This is a genomic window from Faecalibacterium duncaniae (assembly GCF_010509575.1).
GTDB lineage: Bacteria > Bacillota > Clostridia > Oscillospirales > Ruminococcaceae > Faecalibacterium > Faecalibacterium duncaniae.
The window spans coordinates 1735413-1760055 of the sequence record NZ_CP048437.1; the positions used below are offsets into that span (position 1 = coordinate 1735413).

The window sequence follows — 24643 nt, forward strand, 5'->3', positions numbered from 1 at the left end:
ATCACCTCCCGCCAGCCCCGGCCTTCAAAAGCTCCTTGTAGCAGGACACACAGGCGATCCCCCGCCAGTAACAGCAGCCATAACAGGCGGAGCCCCTGGGCGGCCTGTTCTCAGCGGGAGCCTGGGGACGGGGTTTTTCTTTCATCATTCGTTCAAAGGGACTGTTGGTAAAATTCATCTGATTTCCTCCTTTTCTTCGGTTTCGTCCTCCTCGTCCCACGGGGGGCCGTCATCTTCAAACTCGTCATAGTCCGGGTACTCCCCGCCATCGTCCTCCTCGGGCTGGTCAGCTTGCTGGTGTTTCGGACAGTAAATCTTGAAATACCATGCGGCCCCGCCGCCGATGCCCATGACAGCCAGCACCAAAAGGATCATCCCGGCGTTGCCCGGCTTCTCGGGTTCCGGCTCCGGCTCTGGGGCAGGCTCGGGCTCCGGCTCTGCGCCTACGCATTTTGCCAGATTGACGGAGCACACCGGGCAGTCTGTATTCACAGTCCCCGCCGCACATTTCTCCGGACAGGAGCAGACCGCCTGTTCCACGCCAGCGGCCTCGGCTGCGGCCAGCAGATCCCCCTCATCCACAACGCTGAAAAAGTAGGTTTCATACTGTTCACCTTCCTCGTCCACAGGCTTGTCATAATCAATGACAATGTAAAAGGTATTGCCGCCGCTGGTCTGTACGGTAATAAACTGCTTGTTGGTGTGCTCGTCATAGAGCAGATCACGGGTTACAAGGTTTCCCTCCTCGGAAAAGCCCTCGCCCGGCGTAATAGTCGGCTCCGGGGCCGGGGTTTCCATTGTGGGATCGCCGTAGTCCTCGCCCTCGCCGCCTGCGTAGGCATAGGCGGGAACGCTAAAGCCGCATAACAAAACAGCGGCACAAAGCACCGCTGTCAAAACTCGAAACCGTTTCATATTCAGTTTTCCTCCTTTTCCTCATCCTCGGACTTCGGGACACTTTGTCCCAAAGCCCCGCCGCCTTTCAGCTTTTCAAACAGCAGGGGCAGTTCCGCAAGGGGGATGCTCATGCCACGCACGATGTCCACGATCTCGCTGTTTTCCGCCTCCAGCTTTTTCTGCTCCAGCTCCCTGAGCCGGGCCTGCTGTTCGCTGATTTTGGCCTTGACCTTATCAATCTCGGCTTGGATTTTCATGCTTTTTGCTGTTGCCATAAATGACCTCCAATCATGGTAAACGCCCGTAGGCGTAAAAATGAGACTGCCAGTAGCTTGTATTTAAGTTTGCGTATCCGATGGGATCTCCGCAGTGGAGCATCCGCCCATCGCCTACATAAATCCCACAGTGGCTCACGCCCGGGGTATCATAGGTTCCCTTGAAAAACACAAGGTTGCCGGGCCTTGGGGAGCTGGTCGGAGTGCAGATGTTGTAAAGCCCCTGCGCCCCAAGACGACCCACATTCCAGCCGGAGTGATTGATCACCCATGACACATAGCCGGAGCAGTCAAAGGATGTAGACGGGCTGGAGCCGCCCCACACATAGGGATAGCCGATGTATTTCTCTGCCTCCGAGAAAATAGCGGCGAATGTTTCATCGTCCAGATATTCCCCCGGAACCTCATAGCCCTCCGGCGGGTTGGTAATGTATTTGTCTACATAGGGGGAGTCGGGAAACAGGTCGGGACGGTTGCCGAGGGTGGACATATAGATGGAGTACCGGGACATCTGTTCTTCGCTCAACAGGGAAACAGGCAGGTGGGACAGGTTTTTGTTTTCCAGCGTCACATAGCAGATGTACCACGAATAGGGTTCATCGTCGCTGTCGTAGCGTGTCTCCACCTCCACACGCTCCGTCAGAATATACTGGCGGTCAAAGAGCATTTGCAGGGAGCCCTCCACCTGTGAAAGCGTCCATTCCCCCTCATGGAGCGCCGACAGCAGGGAAATGAGCACATAGGGATCGTGTTCGATCTCGTCCAGATCGAAGTGGTACTCGTCATAATCGTGGGTGCTTTCGTAGGTATCAAGGTAGGTTTGCAGTTCTGCCTCCAGCCCGGCATAAGCCGCCTCCGCCCCTAAAATCGCCTCATCCTCAGAGGGGTAAGTGGTGGCCCCCAGCGCCCCGGCTCCGGCGTTGCCGATGGACACCAGCGAGGACGAACAGGACTGGAGCAGGACGATCACAAGGACACAGGCCAGAGCCAGCAGGCATCCGACTGGATGGCGCTTCACAAACCCGGCGGCCCGGGCTGTCAGCTTTTCCGTGGCGGCGGCTGTTTTCCCGGCGGCTTTGGCTCCCTGTTTTGCGGCCTCCTTCGCCCGCTTCTGGTATTGCCTTCTAAGCCGCTGTTTCTGCCAGTACCGGGTAAAATAGTTTTGGGAAAGCTCCGGGTGCTCCTGTGCGGCGGTGTGGAAATGATAATCCGCCGCTGCTTTCTGATACCTGGCCTCGGCCCGGCTGGCCGCCCTTGCCGGATGCTCCCGGACTTTGCGCTTTACAAACCGGGAGCCATGCCGCAGGATAACCTCCCCGGCAAGTTCCGAACGGTGGGCCCCTTCCGTTCCTACATTTTCCTGCTCCACCTCGTAGAGCTTGCCATGCACAAAGCCGTGAACGCCCCATCCGGCGGCCCCCGCCGCCTTACGGATCGGGCCTTTTTGTTTGGGCGGCTTCTGCTTTGCCAGCTTTTCCCGGGCGGCTTCCCGTTTTTCGCCCCGCTTTTCCATGCGGAGCTTGGATGCCGCCGCCTGTTCCTGCTGGCTTTTCTGCCGAAATTTTGACTTTGGGACACTTTGTCCCGAAGTGCCAGCCGCCCCGGGCGCCTGTTCAGAGCCAGCCCCAAAAGCAGGGCCACCGGGCTCGGCAGCTCCGCCTCCGGGTTCCGTATGCGTTTGGGACTCCGGGCGTGGTTTATTCGGTTTTCGCTTCATTCTTCATATCCTCCGGTCGGGTGGTTAAGAGGTCATAGATTTCCCCCTTCGGGAACCGATCCACAAACGGGATGGTCACATTCCCGTAAAACAGCAGGCCCTCGCCGGAATTAGAGTGGGTAATGTAGGAAAGCTGATGCTCGGAAATACCGAGCTGTCTTGCCAAAATCGCCCGGTCGCTCTGAGCTTGCGAGAGCAAAATCATAAAATCGGTGTTATCCAGAATGTTCTCAATCTCCCGGCTGGCCAGAAGGTCTTTTACATTCTGCGTGAGGGCGCTGGGAACGCAGCCTTTCTTTCTCAGCATTTTCCACACCGCCACAAAATAGCTGGCGGTCAGCGGATCACGGAGCAGGACATGGAACTCATCGAAGTAGCACCATGTCGCCACGCCCTCCCGGAAGTTGGTATCTACCGCCTGGGACACAAATTCATTTGTGATGTGCATGGCGATCTTGCGGAGGTTTTCTCCCATGTTTTTCAGCACGATACACACCACCCGGCTGTCGGTTTTCACATTCGTGGGATGGTTAAACAGGTTGAGGGAGCCGGTGCAGTAGAGCTCAAGGGCGGTTGCCACACGCCGGGCCTCGGGCTCCGGCTGTTTCAAGAGCTCCTCGTACAAGTCCTGCAAAAGCGGGGTTTTTCCCGTATCAAGCCCAAGGGCCTGTTCCCGGTACACCAGCCGCACACAGCGGTCAACAACTGTCTTTTCGATGGGCTGTAAGCCTTCCTTTCCGCCTACCACCAGCTCGCACAGGGAAAGCAGGAAATCTGCCTTCATGGAAAGAGGGCTCTCCCCGGCGGCCATGTTAAGCTCCACATCCATCGGGTTTAGGTGGTGGTGGCTGTCCGGGGCAATCTCGATCACCTGTCCGCCCAGCCTGCGAACCAGCGGGGCATATTCGCCCATCGGATCGACAATGATAATCCGATCCTGGGGGATGGTCAGAAAGACATTGAGCAGTTCCCGCTTTGCCGCAAAGGATTTTCCCGAGCCTGTAGAGCCGAGGTACATTCCGTTGGCCGACTTCAGCTTTTTGCGGTCAGCCATAATGACATTGTGGGAAAGGGCGTTCATGCCATAGTAGAGGGCCTGCCCGTCCATCCGCAGCTCCCTTGTCATAAAGGGGATAAAAATTGCTGTGGAGCTGGTTGTCATACCACGCTGGATCTCCACTTCGTTGTAGCCGAGGGCCAGCGAGGACACAAAGCCCTGCTCCTGTTGCCAGTCCAGCCGCTTGAGGGCGCAGTTGTATTTCTGTGCGATGCCGCCCACGGTAAACACATCATTTTCCAGCCGCTGGCGGGTAGGGGCCATATTGACTACCGTAAAAGTCAAAAGGAACATCCTTTCGTTGCGGGACTGGAGGTCGGCAAGGAGCTCCGCCGCATCCTTGGAAAAGGTAATGAGGTCGGGCGGGAGAATGTCGGGATCATACCCGGCCCGGACAGCCTTCCGCTGTTCCTCCACCTTCATTTTCCCGATGTCGGAGATTTTTCCCTTGATGGTTTTGATGGCCTTTAGCTGATCCACCGTCTGGATATGGAGGGTTACGGTCATTTCCGCATCCAGCTCCAGCATTTCTGCCAGCAGTTTATCCGAGAGCTCAGACGCCAAAATCTGCAAGTAGGAAACAGCGCCCCAATACTGGCCCACCCGGAACAGGCGGGAGTGCCGGAAGTCAAAGCTGTCCGGGGCGATATAGTCCTTGGTGCCAAGCCCCGTCTGCGGGATGTCCTTCCATGAAAAGCGGAACGGTTCCCGGTTGCCCGGATGCATCTGGCTGTGAAGCAGGGCCAGCCTTGCCCGTCCGTCCATCGGTTCACAGGGAACACCCAGCCGCTTAAAGTTGCCCATCACATCGGCTTCCACACGCTCCAGACGGGGCCGGGCCTCCACGATCCCTCCGGCTGGGATGCCGAAAGTAATGTACTTGGAGCGTTCAATCCCGTTGTTAGACCGGGCGATCTGGTTTTTCAGCATCCCGGTAAATTCCTCCCGGACGCTGTTAAAATCATCATCCGCCTGGGGAATGTTTACCTTATAGCGGCTCCGGGAGTGGGAGCGGCGGTTGATAAAGGAAAGCTGGAACGGCAGGGAGCTGTCAAAGTAGTTGAGAAATGAGCTCCAACCGCCAAAGATTGCAGTCTGATCCTCAGTGGATGCCACGGAATAATTGATGTCCTCATATTCCACGGTCTTTGTGTAGAGCCCGCCGGGGAGCTTGCATACCCCGTCCGGATGCATCGCCACATAGGGGATCGTCTGCTGGGCGGACAGGGCCGCCCGGTTTTTAGCCTTTGCGGTTTTTCTTCCGCTGGTTGGATTTGCCTTTCGCAATCACATCCTCCTTTCTCACAGCGCCCCGTTCGGCAAAGGGGGCGTAAATGTTTTGTGTCTGATAGGGCCTGACTCCGGACCGCAGAAACCGGGCCCGTATGATGTTTTTCAGCACCTTTTCCGCCGGGAGCCCGTCTTTTTCATACATGGCCAGAAGAAACGCCGGGAGCATCACGGCCAGCATAAGGAACATGGCCCCGGTATTGCCGATAGAGCCCCGGGCCAGCAGATAGGACGGGATGCCTACCGCCGCCGCACAGCTAAAACAGATGAGCTGGCGCTTGGTAAGGTTTAGGGCCATTTTGGTTTTTACTTTTGACAGGTCGTTGGGTACATTCACATAGGGCATGGATCAGCCTCCTTTCCGGCCCCTTTAACCTCGGGACACTTTGTCCCAAAGTCCGGGATCGTGCTTTTCACTTCATTTCCCCACACCTCCCAGCCGGGCGGGGACTGTCTGGCAAAGAGCTCCACCCGGGGCAGGTCGCCCATAAGGGCCACGATCTTTTCCCGGGCCTCGTCCGGCTTTTTGCTGTGGGCTTCAATCGGGGAAATGATAAACTGATGGATATTTGCCGCCTGCCGTTTGGGATGGCCCTTGGTAGCTAGCAGGCAGATTTCTGCATTTCCCCTCGTCCAGAAGCCAAGGCCATAAAACCAACTGTCCGCCTTTTTATTCTTTTTCAGCCAGACAAAGGCCACAGACTTATAGCGGAAGCCCCACGCCTCTATGAGCCGCAGGGCCTCCGGGAGCTGGGGGAAAGTCGCCCACAAAAAAAGTGCACTGTCCGGGGCGGCCAGATCAGCCACCGGGAGCGCACACAGATCGTCAATCCCCATTGTGGGATAATGGTTTTCTGCCGCCCCCTGTACTTTATTGCGCTGGTACTGCCAAGGGGGATCGGCGTAAATGATAGAATAGTTTCCGATAGTCATACTCCTTTCTGCCCGGCTTTGACCGCCTCAGTAGCCAGCCGGATGCGTTCTGTAGCTGGGGCGTAAAAGGCCGGGGCGGTTTCAAAGCATACAAAGCGGCGGCCCGTATTGACGGCAGCCACAGCAGTCGTGCCGGAGCCAGCGCAGATGTCTGCCACTACCTCCCCGGGCCGGGTATAGGTTCTGATGAGATACTCGCACAGCTCCACGGGTTTCTGCGTTGGGTGGACGGTACGCTGTACGGAAGAAAAGGCCAGCAGGTTTCCGGGAAAACGAAGGCCATCCTCTGATCCGCTGCTGGAACGCAGGAATTTTCCATAGTTGGGGCTGTTGTCCCCTGTCCGGGAAATTTTCTTATAGGGCTTGCCCTGTTCAAACTGCGGATCGTAATAGGGCAATTTTTGATAAAACACCAGAATGTTTTCCGTCCGCTTTAGGGGAGCCCGCCTTGCATTGAGAAAGCCAGTACACCTGCTTTTGTACCACACCCATTCATAGCGGAGCATAGAGAGGTTGGATGCCCCCAGCACCTTATCATAGGGGCATTGTGCGAAAAACAGCACTGCGCCATCCGGTTTGACAGCCCACTTGACCGCCTCCCACAGCTCCGGGAGCGGGAGCGGCACATCCCAAAAATTCCGGGTAGTGCCATAGGGTGGATCGGTAAGGAGCATATCAACCGAGTGCTTCGGCAAAGAGCGCAGCCCTTCAATCCCGTCCATCAAAAACAGCCCCTCCGGGCAGGCTGGAGACTTCGGGACAATTTGTCTCGAGGTCACATCACCTGTCATTCCGGGCCTCCTTTTTCTTTGCCGGGGCGGTTCGGGCGGCATTTTCCTTCCCAGCCTCCCTTGCGGCCTGTGCCATCTGCTCCTTGATCGGGGTGGGGCGGACTGCCTCGGCCCGGGCGATGAGCTTTTCCACCGCTGAATGGTACGCCTGGGCTCCCGCCGCATTGAGCCGCTCCTGGGTGGCCCGGTCATTGATCCGCACCGTGGAGCGGTAGCCCGTCCTGCTGGTGGGATCGGGTTTGCTGGGAGCCCCGAGGAAAATCCCGTTCTTGCCATCCACCACCTTGAAATCGTCGATCACTACACCGCCATAGTTGACGCTGGCAAAGCCGATGAGCTTGCCTTGGGGCTCAATCGGGCGAACCGTAACTTCGATGGGAACAGCGGCCTCCTGCAAAATTGCGTCCGTCCGCAGCTTAACTGCCTCGTCCACCGTCACGCCTTTTACCTCGGCCAGCTCCGCAATCGGCGCATCAAACAGCCAGCGCCGCTCCTCGGCGGCGATCTGTTCCGGGGTTAATATGACATCCTTACTCAAAATTGTTTCCTCCTTTCCCGGCCTCGGGACACTTTGTCCCGAAGTCCGTCCGTTTAATGCGCCCCGAAGATGCGCTGGGCGATGCCGCCTGTCTTAAACAGCATGAAGCACAGAAGAACCGTATAGCCCACGGTTCCCCATATCGCTCCAATCGGATCGCCGCCTGTGGCGATGCCTTGAATAAGCACCGCATAGATCGCAACACAGACCAGTATGAGCATCCCTTGAAAGCCTACGGCGAACAGGGATTTTAGGTAGTTCTGCCCTGTGCCGCCCAGCTCCCGGTTGGAAAGCGTGGCAACGGGCAGGGGTGCTAAACTGGTCATTAAATATATTTCAATCATTCTTCCGTACACCAGAACGAAAATGATGATCCCCATGATCTGCATGGTCAGCCCGATCACAGAGGACTGGAGCCACAGGCCAAGGAGCGGCCCCAAGTCCATGCCCTCCAGCGTGATTTCCAGCTCCGTCAGCATATCCGGCGTAATGTCGGTGGAGCCTTGGATGAGCCCCGCCGCATCCGCAATCACGCTCTGCGACACATCGAACACCGCCATGACAATATTAAAGGTGTTGGAAAGAATGAGGATGGCACAAGCGGTTTTGAATACCCATTTGTAGATATTCGCCACATCAAACTCGTGCATATTGTTCTTTTCCAAAAGCATCTGTATCAGCTCGTAGGTGGCAACAAAGGTCAGCACCAATCCGGCAATCGGCAGGATCACCGTTTCGGAAAGCTGGCGGATGAGGGAGAAAACCCTGGCGTTCCATGCCGCCGGGGTAGTCCCTACCTGTACCGCAATCTCTCCGACTTTGGCATTGACGGTATCAAAAAGCCCTTCGAGGTTCCCCATGATACCGCTGATCAACAGCTCTTTCAGCCAGTTCGTGAGCCAGTCGGTGAGAAAATCCATAAGCCCTCCTTAGAACAAGCCAGACAGCAGGGGGATCAGCGTGGTTCCCAAAAGGATGATGCCGCCGCCAGCCATGAGCTGCTTCATGCCCTGGCTCTTGGAACCTGGGTTGTCCGATCCATAGCCCTCCAGCAGATTGACAACGCCCCACACGCCAAGTCCAGCGCCGAGGGCTACAACAAGAGTCTGCAAAGTATCAATAGCGGAAGTGAAAAACTGCATAGAGCCTCCTTTTCTCCGGGGGGTATTCCCGGCCATGAAAAAAGCCGCCATTTCTGGCGGCAGGTTACATACTTCGGGACACTTTGTCCCAAAGCCCTATTTATGCAAAGGCGTCCGGATCGTCGATGTCATCATAATTGAGGATGTCCTCGTCCTCGCTTGTGAGCCCATCGTCCGGCACAGCCACGGCATACACCTCACACAGCTCGTCCGGCCCGGGCCGCCTGCGGCGGTTAATGAGCCGGTCAAGGTCAAAGGCGTTTTTCTTTTTGTCGGCTTCAGCCGTATATCGGTAGTTCGGGTGCTTTTTCAAATCGTATTTTGGGGAATAGAACGGGGGCAGGCCCCGAAGCTGTAAAATACACTTATCCCCGGGCATGGTCGCCAGTTCGCTGGGTGTCATCAGCTCCCGGCCCAGCCGCTGGTTATTTTGGCTGTAGCTTTCCGACTGGCCACGGGAGCGGCTGTCGGTCTGCATGGAGATTGTAGCCTTACCCAGCCAGTTCTCGGATATTTCCTTGATGGTGCTGGCCTCCCGGCCCCCGAGGAATATCACGCTGTCCATATTTCCCAAAATGGTTTCGGCGTGTTTATCGTAAATCGCCTTACACTGCGCCAACTGCTGATAGAACAGCGTTAAGCTGATCTCACGGGAACGGATGACAGCCACGATCTTTTCAAGCTGGGGAACCTGCCCTGTGTTGGCGGCCTCGTCCCACAGCACCCGTACATGATGGGGCAGGCGGCCTCCGTGAACATTGTCGGCCCTCTCGCACAGCAGATTGAACATCTGCGAAAAGGCCAGAGCCACAAGGAAATTATAGGTTTGCGTAGTGTCCGAGATGATAAAGAACACCGCCGTTTTTCGATCCCCGATGCGGTCAAGCTCCAGCTCGTCATAGGCCATGACCTCCCTAAGCTGGGGGATGTCAAAGGGAGCCAGCCTTGCACCGCAGGAAATAAGGATCGACTTTGCTGTTTTGCCGCTGGCCAGTTTGTACTTTTTATACTGCTTGACCGCAAAGCAATCCGGCTTTCGTTTTTCCAGGCCCGCAAACATATAGTCCACGGCGTTCATAAAATCCTCGTCATCCTCCTTGACCTCCATCCCGGAAATCATGTCAACCAATGTGTTCATGTTCCGATCCTCGGCGGGGCCCTCAAAAATGATATAGGCGATGAGGGCGCAGTAAAGCAGGGTTTCCGATTTTGTCCAGAATGGATCGCCTTCCTTGCCTTCGCCTTTTGTGTTGGAAATGAGAGCGTCCACAAATTTAAGGATGTCGGCCTCGTTGCGGATGTACGCCAGCGGGTTATAGTGCATGGATTTTGTGAAATCAATGGAATTGAACACCTTGATCCGATACCCACGCTTTTGCAGGAAGTGGCCCACCTGCCCGAGAACGCCTCCTTTGGGATCGACACACACATAGCTGCATCCGCCGTTTTTGTCTGCGCTGGCCTGCAAAATCTGCGGGGTAAGCCAGAACCGGGTTTTGCCGGAGCCGGACGAACCGATCACACAGGCATTGAGGTTGCGGGCGTTGGCCGGATTTTTCGGACGGGTATTCATGGTAAGGAACTCCGTCCCGGTCAGAATGATGTTGTTTTCAAACTTTGGATCTACGAAAGGGGCTATATCTTTCGGACAGCCCCAACGGGCTGATCCATACTCCTCATCCCGCCGAAATTTTTTAGCGTTTTTACTTTTCACATAGACCATTACCCGGAACGCCACAGCCCCCACAATGCCAACGAGCCAGTCAAAGGGAGCAAGCCCCGGGGCAAAGTCGGCAAAGGCCGGGCCAATGGTCTGGCCCAGCCCCATGAGCTTATGAGCAAAATCCGCACCCGCCGCCAGACGGTAGGCCGTCCCCAGCTTGAGAAAGGCCCACAGGACAAACAGATACGGGATGTTGGGAATAAGGTATTTTTTGATGCTATCGTTCTTCACGAACCACCTCCTTTGTCCGTTCCTGTGTTTTGGGCGGTTCCTTTACAAGCTGTTCCGCCGCTTTTTTGAGTTGTTCCCGGATGGGGATGCGGCTGGATTTTGACTGTTCCAACAGCCTGCGGGAGTACCGCTCAAAACAGGCGGTAATTGCATCCGCCTGTCCTGCCTTGAAAAACAGCAGGTATTTGTCCGGCCCGGTTTTGTAAAAAGCATAGTCCACATTGAAACGGCGGGCCATGCGGTCAAAGAGCTTCGGGGCCTCCACCTCGATGCTGTTCACATTTTCGCCGTGGGCCATGAGCTTTTTCACGCTCTGCCTGCCGTGGGGCCTTTGGGCTTTCTTATGCCGTTTGGCGATCTGGCGGCCAGCCGCCCGGAGCACATAGGCCAGCCCCCGGGCTGTCAGCTTGCTGGCCCGGACAGAAATCGCTATGGAGCTCCGGGAAATTTCTTCATCAATCAGTTACACCGCCTCCTTTCGCCTTGGGACAAATTGTCTCGAAGTCCAGTTACCGTTCCTCATGGTGTTTTTCAGCCAGCCGCCGGAACCCCTCCTTTGAGGAACCGTCAATAATTTCTTGATAAGCGGCCATCTGCTCCCGGATCGAAAGCTGAGGGTAAGCAAAAACCCTGTGTTCAGCGGGGATGTCCTGGGGGCCGTGGTAGACCTCCCGGAAATCGTCACTCACCTTCGTCACATAGCCGCCCGGTGCAAAGTGTCCGTTTTCGTTGATGGAAATGTCCTGCCCGTATGCTTCAAAGTCAAAGTAGGGTTTTATATTGTCCGGCACTTCGAGACTTTCCATATCCTCCACATAAAGGCGGCCCAGCATTTCCTCATTGTCCACACCGGGATGCAGGTCGTAGCAGTCCAGATTTTGCGTAAGGTTGATCAAGTCCTGCACCGAGCCACAATGCTGGTCGCTGTCCATAACCGCCTCCAGCGTTTCCCGTTCTGATGGGGAGAGCTCCTTCAGCAGATGGGCCAGGTGGTTGAGCTCGTCAATGTTTTCATACTCGCCCAGATAGTCATAAAGGCCGAGAATGTCGCTGTCAAAGGAGATAATAAAGTATTCCTGGCAGCGCACCCCGTCCACGCCGATCCGCTTTAAGAGGGACTGCACCTCCTCCGTGTTGGTGGGGAAATGCAGCGTTTCCCCCACCAGATGCCCCGCACTGTAAAGGGCAGGATTTGAAATGAAAGCCTCAAAAACAGACTCCATCAGCGTTTGCCCTGTCCCTTGACGGTCAGGATGCCCTCAAGGGTGGTGGCGGTAATTCCCAGCCGCTGGGCCACGGCAATATCATTTTTCATGGCCTCGGTCATGGTGTGGCCGCAGACCACCAGCACATGGGAGCGGCGGAGCAGGTCACGGCCCATGTCGATGCCGCTTTTATGCTCCTCGGGTACTGCGTCATTGAGAAACAGGGGCAGATAAAGGGGCGGGCAGATTGGGGAAAAGCCTGCCTCATAAACCGCCCGGCAGTAGCGGGCGGCCTGTTCTGCGTTTTCACTGTCGCCGCTCAACCATGCGGCGGTAATGTATGCAAGGGGACGCTTCATAGTCAATACCTCCGATATTTTAATAAGAAAGTTCAACCCAATCCCCCCGCCCTTTCCCAATCATGGGAAAGGGGGCGGCTCTGGAGGATATACCCCCGCCGCTTGCCGGGGAAATAGCACAGCCGGGGCAGACCGTCAAGGGCAGGCCGCCGTAAAACGGCGGTGCGATGCACCCTTGACAGCCCGCTCCCGGCTGTACGAAAAAACAGGCGGCGACGGGGGATATATACCACCAGAGCCATGATGCGGAGGGCAGGGCCCTCGGGACAAAATGTCTCGAAGTGGTTACTTGTCCTGCTCCATCTTTTTCGGAGCCTTCGCCAGTTCGGGCGGCTGTTTCTCTTTCCACTCGTCCAGCAAAGTCATGATCTGCTCCTTCATTTTGGCGGGAGTGGCTTCCTTGCCAAAATACTTTTCCAGTTCAGCGGTAGAAATAATCACGCCTCGATCCTCCTTTTTCTTTTCTGATAAGATGCCATCAATGACATCACCATTGAGTTTCCCGTCCTTGTCCAGCTCCCGGAGCTTTTTCGCCTGGGCCAGAGAGGGGGATGCCTGTTCTCCGTCAATGGAAACAGCGATCAGCCGCTGGTTTTTGGGGCGGATATAGGAAATCTCCACAGCGGGCATAAAGCCCATTTTTTTATCGTCCACCTTGTCCAGCAGTTCCGGCACAAGGGAGTTCAGCCGCAGATAACGCATGACCTTTTTATAGTTCATGTCGTGCGCCTCGCCCACGATCTCAACGGAGCGTTTTCCAATATCGCCCTCGGCCACATTTTTCAGCCGCCCGCCCTGGTGCTTGATGTCCTCCACTTCCAGTTCCAACAGGGCGGCCAGTTCGCTGGGGAGCGTCTGATCCCTCTGCTTGTTGCTGTCCTTCATGGCCTGTACCGCCTCGTGGTCAGTCATTTCCCGGACGATAAAGGGCATTTCCTCCAGCCCGGCCAGCTCACAACCATGATGGCGGCGATGGCCTGCCACAATTTCATAACCCTTGCCATCCTTTTCCGGGCGGGCAAGACCGGGAACCATTACGCCGTTTGCCTTGATGGACGCTACCGTTTCCTGCATTTTGGCATCGTCCCGCACCTTAAACGGGTGGGGGCGGAATGTGTGGAACGGATGCATTTCGGAAAGCTTCAGATAGACCAGCTTTCCTTCCTCCACAGGACGGGGCGGAGCGGCTGGCTCAGGCGGAGCCTGTTCCGGGGCCGGAGCCGCATTTTCGGGTGGGGCCTTTTCGGGTTCCGGGGCAGCTTTAACCTCCGCAGCCTTTTTCCCACTTCGGGACAATTTGTCTCGCTTAGTCGGCGTGGCCTCGCCGGGGGCCGCCTTATCCGCCTTGGGTGGGCGGCCCTTGCGGGGCTTCGCCGCCTCCTTGCCAGCAGGATCCGCTTTTTCCTCTTTTGGGGGACGGCCCCGACGGGCCTTTTTAGGTTCATCATCCCCAGCGGTGGGAGGTTCCTCCTGCGTTTTCTCCTTCGGCTCTTTTGCCGCCTCCTCTTTTTCTACCTCGGCCCGGGCTGTCTGCCGCTTTTCATTCATCAGCTCATTGATTTTGTCAAAGGACACCACCACATCACCGGGCTCGGGCTGGGCAGGCCCCTCCTGCTGGGGTGTGGGAGCGGCAGTTTGTTCGGGAGCCGGAGCCTGGGGCTCGTCAACCGTAACAGGAGCGGGAGCCTCCGGGAGCTTCTCCTCACCGGGGCCTGTGTTCAATTTTTCATCTGCCATTCACTATCCTCCTTTTCGTGAAAGTTGCACAATTTTGCGGGTTAAATTTCTGTAATTATTTTTCCGCCTCCTTCCGGTCTATCCACGCAAAAAAGCCGCCCGATTTGAACGCCGGACGGCTTTTTGTGTAATGTGATAGATCAAATATTATTTTTTGTGGTTCGTAGGCTCCGAAAAGCCTTGTATTTACAGCGTTCCTAATAGGAAACAATCATATGTTCCGGTTGTTTCAAGCAAAGTGACTTCTTCATCAGCTCCAGAAATCCAAAATACTTTTGCAGTTCCATCCGTAACCTCCAGCGCGCAGTCAATAGACAGATCCTTACCCGCTTCACGCTTTATGGAAGTTCCGCCGAACAAATACTCTGTATCTGAAAAATCCTCATAGTTGGCTGTATAGCTTCCTGTATAATCATCAATTCCTTTTTCTTTCGTACCTTGTAAGGATGAATTTCCGGTAAGTGCTATGGAACCAGCAGACTGAACAATATTGTTATACTGATCGAGAACTTCATCTTTTGTACAACCGGAAAGCACAGAAGCGCCCAACAGTATCAAGCATAATGATAGAACTATTTTCTTCACAGGTATCACCTTCCTTTCCTGCGTACAGCACGCTTTCCTTTTCCCTTGGAATTTGCCTGTTTACGGGATTTTATTTCTTTTTTGTTACTGGACATCAGTAACAACAGCACCGCCCAGAGAACCATGATGCCAACCCCAATGACTGCCAGCAAAGGATTCGGGGCTGTGGTTGTTCCGGCATATCCACTCATGTCAAAGCCCACTAAAATCAGCGCAGCAGAAAACGGATAGATGCTGGCAAGGATACCGCCTTTGAAGAACAGCATGCTATATCCAAGGAAAAACGCCAGAATGGAACCTCCCAGATATGCCCCTCGGATCTGCCCAAAAATCAAGATCAGCGGCATACAGACCAAATAGGTCGTCAGAGCTGCCAACACGATCTGTGTACCTCCATGAAAAAACACTTCCACTGTCAGTCCCGATAATCCAACCGTCAATCCAGTAATCAAGGTAACGCCAACGCTGTATATTCCCAGCAGGACTGCAAAAATCCCGACCCAAAAGAGCTTAGCTCCCAGCATTTTCGGCATGGAAACAGGAATTGTCATGATGTTTTTCAGCGTATCATGGGTGGATTCTCTGTCAATCAGCCAGCTGCCAATCATCACCAGTGAAATCGGAAAAAACATCTGCGTATTGCCCCAGACAACATTCTCAAACAGAGTGGAAAAATCATAGTTTGGATTTCGGTACTCCGCCTCCACAATCAGCTGGCTCCCATATTGCACCAACGGACAGAGTGCAAGCGCCACCAGCCCCACCCAAAGTATTTGGCACCGGCGTAGCTTGAGCAATTCTGCTTTTAATAAATTCCACATAATTACACCCCCTTAGATTTCCTGGCGCCGGTAAACCAACGCAATCAGCGCAAGAAATACAACGGCTTCCCCAACAATCACACCGAACACCTGAACACCATTCAGAAAATACGGACTGATCCGTTCCAACAAGTCTGCCAATTCCGCACTGGTCTGGCTTTGGTCATAAAATTGGAAGGTCCAGCGGAAAGCCAGCGGTCCCGGAAACAGGGTTCCGATATTCAAACCAAAAGGCTGTGTGAGGAACGCATCGCTCATCGAAAGGATATAATTTGCAGTCGTATAGAAAAAGGTAATCACGACCGACACGATATAGTTTTTATTAAGAAGAACAACGAGCAGGATACATGGAAGTGCGCCTACCCACATAATCAGCCCTTCTTCTATCCCAACGCCAAACAAGGTCCAAAACCCAACCGGCTCCCAGCCCTGAAACAGCAAAACCGCAAGATTTACCAATCCTCCAACTGCCATAAAGCCAACGGCAAACAATAGCAAAACCAGCATCTTGGACAGCACCAACTTGGTTCTGTTTATCGGTATGGTAACAAGGTTTTTTAGTGTGTCATTGTCCAGCTCCTCAAACAGCAGATTGGAAGCCAGTATCACAAGGAGCGGCATCAAAAGCAAATAAGCACTGAGCTGGAACAGGCTGGACATCACTCCATTTACAGCATCCACATCAGTGTTTACATCTGCCAGAAAGAAAGCATAAGCCAATGGCATGAAAACAGAAAGCAGCAGAGAAATAAATACCAAGGGCTTCCGTTTTAATTTCAAAAATTCGCATTTGATTAGTTTAAGCAATTCCTTCGCCCCCTGTCACACGCTTGAAGTAATCTTCAAGACTTTCTTCACAGGTATGCGCCTCCGATACCTCCAATCCGTTTTCTACAAAGGCAGTTACAATTTTCCCCACAGGCAGATCAAGGTTGTGCAGGCGCAGATTGTGGTCGTCCTGTATGGAAAAATGGTTTTCATGGAAATTGCGTTCCAAAATTCTTGCCGCCTGTGCAGTATCAGAGAGTGTAAACCGGATATGCTTACTGCTTTTTTGCTCCAGTTCAGCAAGGCTTTCTTCTTCCAGCAATGCGCCGTGGTCGATAATTCCAATATCGTCAGCCAGCAAGGAAATCTCCGAAAGAATGTGACTGGAAATCAAAATGGTTTTTCCTCTTGCGTCGCAAAGCTCCCGAATAAAGGAGCGTACTTCTGCAATACCGATAGGATCGAGACCGTTGATCGGCTCATCCAAAATTAAAAGTTCTGGATCGTGCATAACGGCAAGGGCGATGGCAAGCCGCTGCTTCATACCAAGAGAATACTGTGAAAAGAGCTTTTTATCTTTGTAAGGCAGTCCTACCAGATCCAGAGCATCTTTGATGGCATGATTGTTTGGTACGCCCCGCAGGGTAGCAAAGATACGCAGGTTCTCTGTGCCGGTCAGATTGGGATAAAAGCCGGGAGACTCAATCAAGCTACCAATACGGGGCAGCAATTTCTTTTCATTCCCCTGCAAGGGTTTCCCCCAGATTTTGACCTCCCCGGAAGTCGGCTTCGTTAAGCCCAACAGCATTTTCATGGTAGTGGTTTTTCCGGCTCCGTTTCTGCCCAGCAGACCATAAATTCTCCCACGCTTCACATGGATATTTAAGTCAGCCACACTCTTTTGTGAGCCATATTGCTTCGTCAGATTTTTTGTTTCAATGATGTAATTTGTATCCATATTCAAAACCTCCTGTTCTGTAAGGTATTCTATCACGCCAACCTTGCATTAACCTTGCCGCAACCTTGCATTAACCTTGCAATTTGAAATCCGGCAAAAATGACAAAGGTTCCCGCCATAAAGACGGGAACCCGCTTAAATCTCCAAAGGAAAAAGCAACATAAATTCAGTTCCTTCTCCCGGAAAGCTTTCAACTGTTATGCTTCCACCCATCTTTTCTACAAGCTGATGGACAATAGAAAGACCAAGTCCGCTTCCTTTTTCGGAGCGTCCTTTATCACACTTATAAAGCCGTTCAAATATGTGTTTCAAATCGTCTTTCTCAATTCCTACTCCATTATCCGCCAGCAGCAGCTCCATGTTATTTTCCTTCTTTGACAGGACAATTTTGATTTTGTCTGCATGGCTGTGAGCGATTACATTTTGAATGAGATTGTTGACGATCCTCATATAGCTGTCCATATCCAATCTTACCCGGACAGGCTGTTCGGGAATATCAATGTCATAATCAACCTGTTTATCCTCAAAAATCGGTATCCAGTCAATCAGGATATTTCTTGTCAGCTCTGCGGCCTCAACGCTCTGGATTTCCAAAGCAAACTCATTGGAATTTAACTTGAACCAGTCAAAGAGCACATCAATATATTCTTTCAGATCATGGGCTTTCCGTCGGGCGGTTTCAATATAATCATCCCGGTCTTTTCCTGTGACCAGTCCTTTGTGTGCAGCGTCAAGATACCCAATCAGAGTGGTAAGGGGTGTCCGAACATCATGGGAAAGGCTCGTCATAAGCTGGCGGTTGGTTTCTTCTGTCTGCCGTACAGTTGAAAGTCTGCTTTCATAGGACACAACAATCTCATTGATTTCATAGGCAAGAGGTGCTGTCAATTCATTTGTTGCAGACAGAATACGCCGGTTGCCATTTCCGTTTTTCACATCAACCAGCACATCGGTCATTTCTGCGATTTGTTTTTTTACGCGCCGAACGAGAACGATGGAAGTCAGCACAGCCACAACAGCAATCACAATGGACAAGAAAACGATGATTTCCATATTGGCTATACCTCCTTATTAAAGCGGTAGCCAATCCCTTTGACCGTTTGGATATACTTTGGGCTTGAAGGATTGACTTCTAATTTTTTACGAAGCCGGCTGATAATCGCCATAATGTTACTGTCATCATAGAAATATTCTTCGCCCCAAACTTCCTCATAAATCTGCTGTTTTGTCAAAATTTTTCCTTGATGCTTTGCGCAGTACAGGAGCAGATCAAATTCCTTTGGTGGAAGTTCAAAAGTGCCATTTTCCGTCGTAACAGAACGATTTTCAAGGTCAATTTGCAATCCATCAAAATCCAGTTTTTGCACAGCTCCGGCTTGATGATTAAAGCGGGTGTAGCGGCGAATGAGGGACGCAATACGGGCAATCAGTTCGTCCATATCAAACGGTTTTGTCAGATAATCGTCCGCCCCGGCCCGTAAGCCCCGCACTTTAGAAATGCTGTCATTTTTGGATGTAAACATCAAAATCGGCAGGCTGTTCTCTTTGCGGATTTCTTCCAGCGTTTCAAAGCCATCCATACCGGGCATCATCACATCCAGCACCACAAGCTGATACTCCTGCTCTTTTAATTTCTGCAAGCCCTCTTTTCCGGTATTACAAAAATCGGCTTCTATATGTTCCGATTGTACGCTGCGTTTAATCAAAGCGCACAGTTCTCTGTCATCATCTATAATCAAAATTTTATTCATGGCGTAGTTCCTTTCCTTGTTTTGTCCGGCCATCAAGCGGCTTCTCCGCAGTTTTAGGGAGCAGCCAAACACCGGCCATTTTCACAGCGCCGGGGATACGCCCACCGGCACAATAATAATTTACCCTACGAGGTGTCACGCCCCATTTCTCGGCGGCCTCTTTCAATGTCATATAGTCCATTTCGCACCTCCACAGAGTACATTATAGTTCTCTTTCTCGAACAATGCAAGAAACGGAATGTGAATTATAAACTTCAACCAACCTGCATATAGCAACATTCCACAGGCAAAGTATGAATTATACAATGTAACTGGGTGATGTTATATGGCGAAAGTTGAAGATTGTCCCGGTTTTGAAACCTTCGGCGCAGATGTCAAAGCCGCACGAGAGGCAAAGCGTCTGGCACGAAAAACATTGGCAGAAATGGTTGGGATTGAATGGCGGTATCTTGCCAACATTGAGAATCAAGGTGCGATTCCGAGCCTGCCTGTGATGATCCAGTTGATTAAGGTCTGCGGACTTCCCGTGGAACGGTATTTTAACCCGGAGATCATGCGGGAAGAAAGCGAACAGCGGCAACGAGTCAGCCACAAGCTGAAGCTTTGCCCTGAAGAATACCTGCCGATTATCGAAGGTGCCATAGACGGGGCGCTCAAAATGGAACAGACTGCGAAGCAGAAGGAGGACGCATAATCGCGGCCTCCTTCTGGCGTTTCTATATCAAGTTTCCCGGCACTTTTCCCAAAGTTCCCGGCACCTCTGCTGGATTTCTCCGGTTTCTGTCACAGTCAGATCGCGGTCATTTCCGGTAATCTTATCTTCCAGAAAGTTGGCGTATGTATCCAGCAAGGCGTTTCGCAAATCCTCCGGAGTTTTCTGTATTTCGGCGCTGTACCAGTCATTCCGGTGAGGTTCCCATGCCATCAATGTATAACCGTGGCTGGTCTGCACCACCTCATACAGAGGATCATCATCCAGATATGCCTGAAACACTTCCAGAACCTTTTCAAAGGTCAGCATTTCCCACACCTCCCATTCAACTGCAAATCAGTTCCCTGATTAAAATTTCCTCAATCTGTGCCGTTAATGTGTTCATCAGTCCTACCCAGCGCATAGGATCACAGGCTTTCAGTTCCTCAGTGACACCCGCAGCCTCCATCATGTGAGGCAACATGGTGTCCACGCGCTCCTGCGCTGTCCAATCAATCTCTAACAGGTGCGGATACAGTTTCTCGCTCATCAGCAGTTGGTTGTAGAGAATAGGACGGTGTTCCTTCAGGTAGGACTTTCGCATCCTGCCGTACTTGCCGATAGAAGTTTCCGGCTGTTCAGAAAGTTTTAGGTTGGGTATATCATAATCTCCACAACGAATGTAAGTCAACTTACTCATATTCATGCTCCTTTGCTCCGTGATGATTAGACTGCTGCGCTGGCTGCTATGCTGCCTTTGCGCGGTTCTTCTTTTGGTAGCTGCCCGATAGTAGAAAAAACACCTTTTTTCATATCCTCAGCCCGGATCAGGGCTTTCTTAGCGTCCATTTCCGCTTTTTTCTTCGCCTTGATTTTGTCCTCATACCGTTTCTGTGCGCCGCTGGCTTTCCGCTTCAAATAGTTCTGATGGAGCCTGTCCTTGCGTTCTTCTCTTTTCCGCAATTCTTCCTGTTCCTCTGGGGTTAAAGGAACCGGCTGTAAGGATGGTGGAATATAGCGTCCTAAAAAATTAAAGTAGATTTCAATTTCCTGCGTGGTATCCTGACTGCCTTTTCGGGAGCGTTCATGGACAAGGATTTTCTCTACAAACTCGTTGAGCATGGTATTTGTCAGCGTGTCAAAATTCTCGTACTTATCAATCAGGGCTATAAATTTCTCTGCTGATTTCTGGCTCTGCTCATAGCCGGTAACAGCCTTTTCCAACTCCGCAATTTCAATCTCAAGTGCGTCCTGCTCTTTGGCATACTGTGCATCAAGCGCCTTATATCGTGTATCCGGCAGCTTGCCGAGGGCGTTATCCTCATAGATTTTGCAAATCAGTTTTTCCAGTTCTCCGGCTCTCTTTTGGGCAGTAGCCAGATGCCTGCGCTTTTTCGATATATCGGCACTCTGTTGAGCAACCTGCGTCTCCTGAACAGTGTGAATAAATTCCGTCCGGTCATTTCTCGAATATTCAGCGATAGCCCGGAGTGTGTCGGAAACCAATGTCAGAACAGCACTCTCATTGATACGGTGTTGTGTAAGGCATAGTGTCCCACACGGAACTTTGGTATAATTGGAACAGGTATATTGAGAAATCCGCTTGCCATTGTTGGTGCGGTGGACATACATCTTGCCGCCACAATCGGCACAATAGAGTAAGCCTGTGAGGGGAGCTGCTTCGCCCCAGCCGTTTGGATAACGCCGTACATTGCTGCGGATTTTCTGCACCAGATCAAAGGTCTGCTGGTCGATAATGGCTTCATGGGTATTCTCAAAGATCGTCCACTCGTCCTCAGAAACATAGTGGCTTTTCTTGTCCTTAAAGTGCTTGCGGGTCTTGAAATTGATGGTGTGCCCCAAATACTCTCGTTTTTTCAAAATGTTCACGATGGTAGATGATCCCCATCCATAGGGGTCTTTGACCGGCTTTGAACGGTTCACACCCTCGTTGAAGCGGGCAAGGTGTACGACGGGAATTTCAATCCGATCTGCGGATAATTTGCAGGCAATCTGATAAGGCCCATATCCCTCCAGCGTGAGGGAGAAGATACGGCGTACCACTTCGGCGGCTTCCTCATCTACCAGCCAATGCTCCCGTTTTTCGTCCCATAAGTAGCCGTAAATCACAGTGCCGGTCAGGTGCTTGCCGCTCATACCTTTTGCCTTAAACACAGAACGGATTTTCCTGCTGGTATCACGGGCGTAAAATTCATTCATGATGTTGCGGAATGGGGTAAAATCGTCATCGCCTTTCAGACTGTCCACACCGTCGTTGATGGCGATCAGACGAACACCGCGTTGCCGCAAAACCTCCATGACCTGACCGACCTTCAGATAGTCGCGCCCCAACCGGCTCATGTCCTTGATGACGATTGCCTCTACACGCCCTGCCTCCACTTCCTCCATCATCGCCAAAAATCCGGGGCGGTCAAAACGGGTGCCTGAGATACCATCATCTGTAAAGTGCGTAGGGTTTGGCAGCCCATTCCGGCGGGCAAAATCCTCTAACATCTGTTTTTGGTTGGATATGGAATTGCTCTCGCCCTGTAACTCGTCGTCCCGGCTCAGGCGCTCGTACAGTGGGGTAATTTTTTCATTTCTCATGGCTGTACCTCCTGAAACAAAAATGCTCTAAGTGATTGCTTCACTAACCATGACAAAATCATGATTAAGAAGTCACTTAGAGCATATATCACCTGTAACATGAAAGAGCTTCACGATTCCGACTTCTGCCGGAGTGTGAAGCTCTTTTTGTTTGGCCGCTTCCAGATGTTCAAATGACCCGCAGGGCACCCTGCTCCCGCAGACGGAGCAGATAGCAGCTGTCCGCACCGAACACCTTTTCTATCGCGTCGTGATATTTTGCCGTCAGCATACCGGGTACAAACGCCTGAATGGTCCCTGCAAAGCCGCCGCCCTGCATCCGCCAGGCTCCCCCCTGCCCCTCCAGCAGAGTCTGACTGATGGCAAGCGCCACCGAGAGTCCCTGATGCCGTACGTCTGTGGAGCAGTAAACGTTCTGGCACAGGGCAAAAGAGGCGTGTCCACTTTCCAGAATCAGCTGCAGGAAGGCATTGAAATCCCCGCTGACCAGGGCATTCCGCTGGGCCAATGCGCGGGCATTCTCCTCAAAATAGTGGACTGCACGCAGAACAGCACGATCCCCGCAGGCCCTGCGCAGGCGTGGCAGAGCCGTCCAGAACTCCTGCTCCTTGACCTGCCCCAACACCTTACCGCCCAGACAAGCCGCCACCGATTCCATTTCATGCCGGATGGCCGCAAATTCACCGGTCAGCTCGCTGTGACTGCCCCGGGTATCGGTCACGCAAAGGGTCATGTCTGCCGGGAGCAGCCCTGCGGTGTGGATCTTTTCTATCCGGGGCTTCTTTGGGTCGGCAAAATCCGCAAAGATGACCCCGCCCACGGCACTGGTCAGCTGATCCAACAGGCCGCTGGGTTTTCCGAAATATGTATTTTCAGCATACTGGCAGATCTTCGCCAGCTCCGGCGCAGTCAGGCCACAGCCATATTCCCCGTTCAGGATGGCCGCCATTCCCATCTCGAAGGCCGCAGAGCTGGAAAGCCCGCTGCCCCGGAGCACGTCGCTGGCGGTATAGGCATCGAAGCCCCCCACCGTCTTTCCCTGTGCCCGGAAACCTTCCGCAATGCCCCGGATCAGGCTGGCCGAATGGGTGCTCTCTCCCTGCTGAGGCTCGGCCTCGCTCAGGTCAATGACATCCAGCTTGTTGAAGCCCCGGGATTTGACCCGGATAAAACCGTCGTCACTGGGGGATGCCACTGCGACCAGGTCCAGCGTCACCGCTGCCGCAAGACCATACCCGTGCTGATGATCGGTATGGTTGCCGCCCAGCTCCGCCCGGCCCGGAGCCGAGTAAACATGCACCTGCCGCCCGGGGCCATAGTAAAGCTCAAACTGTTCCAGCGCGGCGGCATACCGCTGCCGCTGGCGGGCCAGCACCGCCGGTTCTGTGCCATAGAGCGTGCAGAGCGCTTCGTCCCACTGCCCCGCAAGGATCTCCCGTTTGAGTTGTGCACTGGTCGCCATGGCCGTTCCTCCTCCACAAACGTTCTCCGCAAAGTCCGTGCATGAAGGGTCCATGCACTTGGGTTAGCCTTATTGTACTTCATTCCGCCCTCTTTTGCAATTTGAATCCGCAAAAAATCAAATTTCAGCGCGAAAAACAAAGTTTCGGATGTACTTTTGTTGAATTTGCAGATACAGTTATGATATACTGGAATCAAGAATGCGGTCAACTGGAGGAAACGATCATGGCAGATGTCTACAAGCAGTCCTTCAAGCAGAATTACACCAATAATATTGAATTATCCATCTTCAACTGTGGTCTGGAACGCTGTGCCCCGGGCCAGACCTGGGGCCCCGGTATCCGGGATCACTACCTGATCCATCTGGTGGTCTCGGGCAAGGGCACTTTTGAAGTGGGCGGCAAGACCTTTGAGGTCGTGCCGGGGGATCTGTTCTTTGCCCGGCCCAGTCAGCTCATCCGCTACTCTGCCGATGAGCAGCAGCCCTGGGAGTACAGCTGGGTCGGCTTCAACGGTGCCTGCGCTCACAAACTGGCGGCACAGCTGCCCTTTACCGACACTGCTCCTGTGCACCACACGCAGGACCCGGAGGGAATGCGGGCAGCTCTGACCAACATTTATTCTTCCCGCGGGTTAGAGCCTCAGGACGAGGCTGCCATGGTGGGGTACCTCTACCTGTTCATCTCTGCCCTGATGAAGGAGACCAGCGAGACGCGCCCCCACAACGCTTCCTCCTCCAATCAATATGTGCTGAATGCCATCAAATACATCCAGTTCAACTATTCGCACGACATCTCCATTGATGATGTCGCCAAGAGCGTGGGCGTTTCCCGCAGTCATCTGTACCGGGTGTTTATGCTCAATGTGGGCAAGAGCCCCATCGATTATCTGACCGAATACCGCATCAACGAAGCCTGCAAGCTGCTGAGGGCCGGCAACCTTTCCATTGCAGAGGTCGCCATCTCGGTGGGCTTCTTTGACCAGTTCTATTTTTCCCGGGTCTTCAAGCGGGCCAAGGGGATGCCGCCCAGCAAATACATTGCCGCCCAGAGCGAAAATGCAGATGCCCCCGCTTCGGAAGAAGCCTGACCCAATCCCATTCCAAA

Annotated in this window: 29 protein-coding genes; 2 read left to right on the forward strand and 27 right to left on the reverse strand. The window is 53.0% G+C overall.

Annotated features, from left to right (window positions below; all coding sequences use genetic code 11):
• Position 1 precedes the first annotated feature (1 nt).
• The 23 genes from GXM22_RS15050 to GXM22_RS08565 form a co-directional block, all read right to left on the reverse strand.
• Positions 2 to 178, reverse strand: a complete 177-nt coding sequence (locus GXM22_RS15050; protein ID WP_005933612.1) for a hypothetical protein — start codon at positions 176 to 178, stop codon at positions 2 to 4.
• Positions 175 to 915, reverse strand: a complete 741-nt coding sequence (locus GXM22_RS08460) for a DUF4366 domain-containing protein (RefSeq protein ID WP_005933614.1) — start codon at positions 913 to 915, stop codon at positions 175 to 177. The genes GXM22_RS15050 and GXM22_RS08460 overlap by 4 nt, the downstream gene beginning before the upstream one ends.
• Before the next feature lie 2 nt (positions 916 to 917).
• Positions 918 to 1172, reverse strand: coding sequence for a DUF4315 family protein (locus tag GXM22_RS08465; protein WP_005933616.1), 255 nt, complete (start codon positions 1170 to 1172; stop codon positions 918 to 920).
• A gap of 13 nt (positions 1173 to 1185) precedes the next feature.
• On the reverse strand, positions 1186 to 2889 hold the full coding sequence (locus GXM22_RS08470) for a C40 family peptidase (RefSeq protein WP_005933618.1): 1704 nt from the start codon (positions 2887 to 2889) through the stop codon (positions 1186 to 1188).
• Positions 2870 to 5233, reverse strand: coding sequence for a VirB4-like conjugal transfer ATPase, CD1110 family (locus GXM22_RS08475; protein ID WP_014080813.1), 2364 nt, complete (start codon positions 5231 to 5233; stop codon positions 2870 to 2872). The genes GXM22_RS08470 and GXM22_RS08475 overlap by 20 nt, the downstream gene beginning before the upstream one ends.
• Complete coding sequence (locus tag GXM22_RS08480) at positions 5187 to 5582, reverse strand: PrgI family protein (protein ID WP_005933624.1); 396 nt, start codon at positions 5580 to 5582, stop codon at positions 5187 to 5189. The genes GXM22_RS08475 and GXM22_RS08480 overlap by 47 nt, the downstream gene beginning before the upstream one ends.
• Positions 5570 to 6169 carry an MT-A70 family methyltransferase gene (locus GXM22_RS08485; RefSeq protein ID WP_005933628.1) on the reverse strand — a complete coding sequence of 200 codons (600 nt, stop codon included), beginning with the start codon at positions 6167 to 6169 and terminating at the stop codon, positions 5570 to 5572. Before GXM22_RS08485 ends, GXM22_RS08480 begins: the two co-directional genes overlap by 13 nt.
• Positions 6166 to 6960, reverse strand: coding sequence for a DNA-methyltransferase (locus tag GXM22_RS08490; protein WP_005933631.1), 795 nt, complete (start codon positions 6958 to 6960; stop codon positions 6166 to 6168). The genes GXM22_RS08485 and GXM22_RS08490 overlap by 4 nt, the downstream gene beginning before the upstream one ends.
• The gene (locus GXM22_RS08495; protein ID WP_005933634.1) at positions 6950 to 7498 is read right to left on the reverse strand and encodes a septation protein SpoVG family protein; all 549 of its coding nucleotides are present in this window, start codon (positions 7496 to 7498) and stop codon (positions 6950 to 6952) included. The genes GXM22_RS08490 and GXM22_RS08495 overlap by 11 nt, the downstream gene beginning before the upstream one ends.
• A gap of 53 nt (positions 7499 to 7551) precedes the next feature.
• Complete coding sequence (locus tag GXM22_RS08500) at positions 7552 to 8418, reverse strand: VirB6/TrbL-like conjugal transfer protein, CD1112 family (RefSeq protein ID WP_005933636.1); 867 nt, start codon at positions 8416 to 8418, stop codon at positions 7552 to 7554.
• Positions 8419 to 8427: 9 nt separating this feature from the next.
• Entirely contained in the window at positions 8428 to 8640 is a 213-nt protein-coding gene (locus GXM22_RS08505; protein ID WP_014080814.1) for a Maff2 family protein, read from the reverse strand.
• A 100-nt stretch (positions 8641 to 8740) separates the two neighbouring features.
• Positions 8741 to 10594: a VirD4-like conjugal transfer protein, CD1115 family gene (locus GXM22_RS08510; protein WP_005933642.1), complete on the reverse strand. Its 1854-nt coding sequence runs from the start codon at positions 10592 to 10594 to the stop codon at positions 8741 to 8743.
• Positions 10581 to 11057 carry a PcfB family protein gene (locus GXM22_RS08515; protein WP_465231462.1) on the reverse strand — a complete coding sequence of 159 codons (477 nt, stop codon included), beginning with the start codon at positions 11055 to 11057 and terminating at the stop codon, positions 10581 to 10583. The genes GXM22_RS08510 and GXM22_RS08515 overlap by 14 nt, the downstream gene beginning before the upstream one ends.
• A 46-nt stretch (positions 11058 to 11103) precedes the next feature.
• Complete coding sequence (locus GXM22_RS08520) at positions 11104 to 11817, reverse strand: antirestriction protein ArdA (protein WP_005933645.1); 714 nt, start codon at positions 11815 to 11817, stop codon at positions 11104 to 11106.
• Positions 11817 to 12158 carry a DUF7768 domain-containing protein gene (locus tag GXM22_RS08525; protein WP_014080816.1) on the reverse strand — a complete coding sequence of 114 codons (342 nt, stop codon included), beginning with the start codon at positions 12156 to 12158 and terminating at the stop codon, positions 11817 to 11819. Before GXM22_RS08525 ends, GXM22_RS08520 begins: the two co-directional genes overlap by 1 nt.
• Before the next feature lie 285 nt (positions 12159 to 12443).
• Positions 12444 to 13895 (reverse strand): ParB/RepB/Spo0J family partition protein, encoded by a 1452-nt coding sequence (locus tag GXM22_RS08530; RefSeq protein ID WP_005933648.1) that lies wholly within the window; start codon positions 13893 to 13895, stop codon positions 12444 to 12446.
• A gap of 186 nt (positions 13896 to 14081) precedes the next feature.
• A complete protein-coding gene (locus GXM22_RS08535) occupies positions 14082 to 14480 on the reverse strand; it encodes a hypothetical protein (RefSeq protein ID WP_242651636.1) in 399 nt (132 codons plus the stop codon).
• A gap of 5 nt (positions 14481 to 14485) precedes the next feature.
• Positions 14486 to 15301, reverse strand: coding sequence for an ABC transporter permease (locus tag GXM22_RS08540; RefSeq protein WP_002596321.1), 816 nt, complete (start codon positions 15299 to 15301; stop codon positions 14486 to 14488).
• A gap of 12 nt (positions 15302 to 15313) precedes the next feature.
• Positions 15314 to 16108, reverse strand: a complete 795-nt coding sequence (locus GXM22_RS08545) for an ABC transporter permease (protein WP_002596320.1) — start codon at positions 16106 to 16108, stop codon at positions 15314 to 15316.
• Positions 16101 to 17027: an ABC transporter ATP-binding protein gene (locus GXM22_RS08550; protein ID WP_002594743.1), complete on the reverse strand. Its 927-nt coding sequence runs from the start codon at positions 17025 to 17027 to the stop codon at positions 16101 to 16103. The genes GXM22_RS08545 and GXM22_RS08550 overlap by 8 nt, the downstream gene beginning before the upstream one ends.
• Positions 17028 to 17162: 135 nt before the next feature.
• Entirely contained in the window at positions 17163 to 18080 is a 918-nt protein-coding gene (locus GXM22_RS08555) for a sensor histidine kinase (RefSeq protein ID WP_002596319.1), read from the reverse strand.
• 5 nt (positions 18081 to 18085) lie between these two features.
• Positions 18086 to 18778, reverse strand: a complete 693-nt coding sequence (locus tag GXM22_RS08560; RefSeq protein ID WP_007037412.1) for a response regulator transcription factor — start codon at positions 18776 to 18778, stop codon at positions 18086 to 18088.
• The gene (locus GXM22_RS08565) at positions 18771 to 18959 is read right to left on the reverse strand and encodes a helix-turn-helix domain-containing protein (protein ID WP_005933662.1); all 189 of its coding nucleotides are present in this window, start codon (positions 18957 to 18959) and stop codon (positions 18771 to 18773) included. The genes GXM22_RS08560 and GXM22_RS08565 overlap by 8 nt, the downstream gene beginning before the upstream one ends.
• A 144-nt stretch (positions 18960 to 19103) precedes the next feature.
• Here GXM22_RS08565 and GXM22_RS08570 point away from each other — a divergent pair, with 144 nt between their 5' ends.
• Positions 19104 to 19472, forward strand: coding sequence for a helix-turn-helix transcriptional regulator (locus GXM22_RS08570; RefSeq protein ID WP_005933665.1), 369 nt, complete (start codon positions 19104 to 19106; stop codon positions 19470 to 19472).
• Positions 19473 to 19499: 27 nt separating this feature from the next.
• On the opposite strand, the gene GXM22_RS08575 is transcribed toward GXM22_RS08570, so the two are convergent.
• From GXM22_RS08575 to GXM22_RS08590, 4 genes are all read right to left on the reverse strand, one after another.
• Positions 19500 to 19799 carry a hypothetical protein gene (locus GXM22_RS08575; RefSeq protein WP_005933668.1) on the reverse strand — a complete coding sequence of 100 codons (300 nt, stop codon included), beginning with the start codon at positions 19797 to 19799 and terminating at the stop codon, positions 19500 to 19502.
• Between the two features lie 16 nt (positions 19800 to 19815).
• The gene (locus GXM22_RS08580; protein ID WP_035394338.1) at positions 19816 to 20169 is read right to left on the reverse strand and encodes a TnpV protein; all 354 of its coding nucleotides are present in this window, start codon (positions 20167 to 20169) and stop codon (positions 19816 to 19818) included.
• A gap of 26 nt (positions 20170 to 20195) precedes the next feature.
• Positions 20196 to 22076 (reverse strand): recombinase family protein, encoded by a 1881-nt coding sequence (locus tag GXM22_RS08585; RefSeq protein WP_005933672.1) that lies wholly within the window; start codon positions 22074 to 22076, stop codon positions 20196 to 20198.
• 169 nt (positions 22077 to 22245) lie between these two features.
• Positions 22246 to 23538: a galactokinase gene (locus GXM22_RS08590; RefSeq protein WP_005933674.1), complete on the reverse strand. Its 1293-nt coding sequence runs from the start codon at positions 23536 to 23538 to the stop codon at positions 22246 to 22248.
• Positions 23539 to 23762: 224 nt separating this feature from the next.
• On the opposite strand from GXM22_RS08590, the gene GXM22_RS08595 reads away from it, so the two are divergent.
• Positions 23763 to 24626: an AraC family transcriptional regulator gene (locus GXM22_RS08595; RefSeq protein WP_035394341.1), complete on the forward strand. Its 864-nt coding sequence runs from the start codon at positions 23763 to 23765 to the stop codon at positions 24624 to 24626.
• Positions 24627 to 24643: the final 17 nt, after the last annotated feature.

Excerpts from the sequence above, each read along its gene's own strand:
- GXM22_RS15050 (WP_005933612.1), bottom strand. The coding sequence starts at position 178 with ATGAATTTTACCAACAGTCCCTTTGAACGAATGATGAAAGAAAAACCC.
- GXM22_RS08460 (WP_005933614.1), bottom strand. The coding sequence starts at position 915 with ATGAAACGGTTTCGAGTTTTGACAGCGGTGCTTTGTGCCGCTGTTTTG.
- GXM22_RS08465 (WP_005933616.1), bottom strand. The coding sequence starts at position 1,172 with ATGGCAACAGCAAAAAGCATGAAAATCCAAGCCGAGATTGATAAGGTC.
- GXM22_RS08470 (WP_005933618.1), bottom strand. The coding sequence starts at position 2,889 with ATGAAGCGAAAACCGAATAAACCACGCCCGGAGTCCCAAACGCATACG.
- GXM22_RS08480 (WP_005933624.1), bottom strand. The coding sequence starts at position 5,582 with ATGCCCTATGTGAATGTACCCAACGACCTGTCAAAAGTAAAAACCAAA.
- GXM22_RS08485 (WP_005933628.1), bottom strand. The coding sequence starts at position 6,169 with ATGACTATCGGAAACTATTCTATCATTTACGCCGATCCCCCTTGGCAG.
- GXM22_RS08490 (WP_005933631.1), bottom strand. The coding sequence starts at position 6,960 with ATGACAGGTGATGTGACCTCGAGACAAATTGTCCCGAAGTCTCCAGCC.
- GXM22_RS08500 (WP_005933636.1), bottom strand. The coding sequence starts at position 8,418 with ATGGATTTTCTCACCGACTGGCTCACGAACTGGCTGAAAGAGCTGTTG.
- GXM22_RS08505 (WP_014080814.1), bottom strand. The coding sequence starts at position 8,640 with ATGCAGTTTTTCACTTCCGCTATTGATACTTTGCAGACTCTTGTTGTA.
- GXM22_RS08520 (WP_005933645.1), bottom strand. The coding sequence starts at position 11,817 with ATGGAGTCTGTTTTTGAGGCTTTCATTTCAAATCCTGCCCTTTACAGT.
- GXM22_RS08525 (WP_014080816.1), bottom strand. The coding sequence starts at position 12,158 with ATGAAGCGTCCCCTTGCATACATTACCGCCGCATGGTTGAGCGGCGAC.
- GXM22_RS08530 (WP_005933648.1), bottom strand. The coding sequence starts at position 13,895 with ATGGCAGATGAAAAATTGAACACAGGCCCCGGTGAGGAGAAGCTCCCG.
- GXM22_RS08540 (WP_002596321.1), bottom strand. The coding sequence starts at position 15,301 with ATGTGGAATTTATTAAAAGCAGAATTGCTCAAGCTACGCCGGTGCCAA.
- GXM22_RS08550 (WP_002594743.1), bottom strand. The coding sequence starts at position 17,027 with ATGGATACAAATTACATCATTGAAACAAAAAATCTGACGAAGCAATAT.
- GXM22_RS08555 (WP_002596319.1), bottom strand. The coding sequence starts at position 18,080 with ATGGAAATCATCGTTTTCTTGTCCATTGTGATTGCTGTTGTGGCTGTG.
- GXM22_RS08560 (WP_007037412.1), bottom strand. The coding sequence starts at position 18,778 with ATGAATAAAATTTTGATTATAGATGATGACAGAGAACTGTGCGCTTTG.
- GXM22_RS08565 (WP_005933662.1), bottom strand. The coding sequence starts at position 18,959 with ATGGACTATATGACATTGAAAGAGGCCGCCGAGAAATGGGGCGTGACA.
- GXM22_RS08570 (WP_005933665.1), top strand. The coding sequence starts at position 19,104 with ATGGCGAAAGTTGAAGATTGTCCCGGTTTTGAAACCTTCGGCGCAGAT.
- GXM22_RS08575 (WP_005933668.1), bottom strand. The coding sequence starts at position 19,799 with ATGCTGACCTTTGAAAAGGTTCTGGAAGTGTTTCAGGCATATCTGGAT.
- GXM22_RS08580 (WP_035394338.1), bottom strand. The coding sequence starts at position 20,169 with ATGAGTAAGTTGACTTACATTCGTTGTGGAGATTATGATATACCCAAC.
- GXM22_RS08585 (WP_005933672.1), bottom strand. The coding sequence starts at position 22,076 with ATGAGAAATGAAAAAATTACCCCACTGTACGAGCGCCTGAGCCGGGAC.
- GXM22_RS08590 (WP_005933674.1), bottom strand. The coding sequence starts at position 23,538 with ATGGCGACCAGTGCACAACTCAAACGGGAGATCCTTGCGGGGCAGTGG.
- GXM22_RS08595 (WP_035394341.1), top strand. The coding sequence starts at position 23,763 with ATGGCAGATGTCTACAAGCAGTCCTTCAAGCAGAATTACACCAATAAT.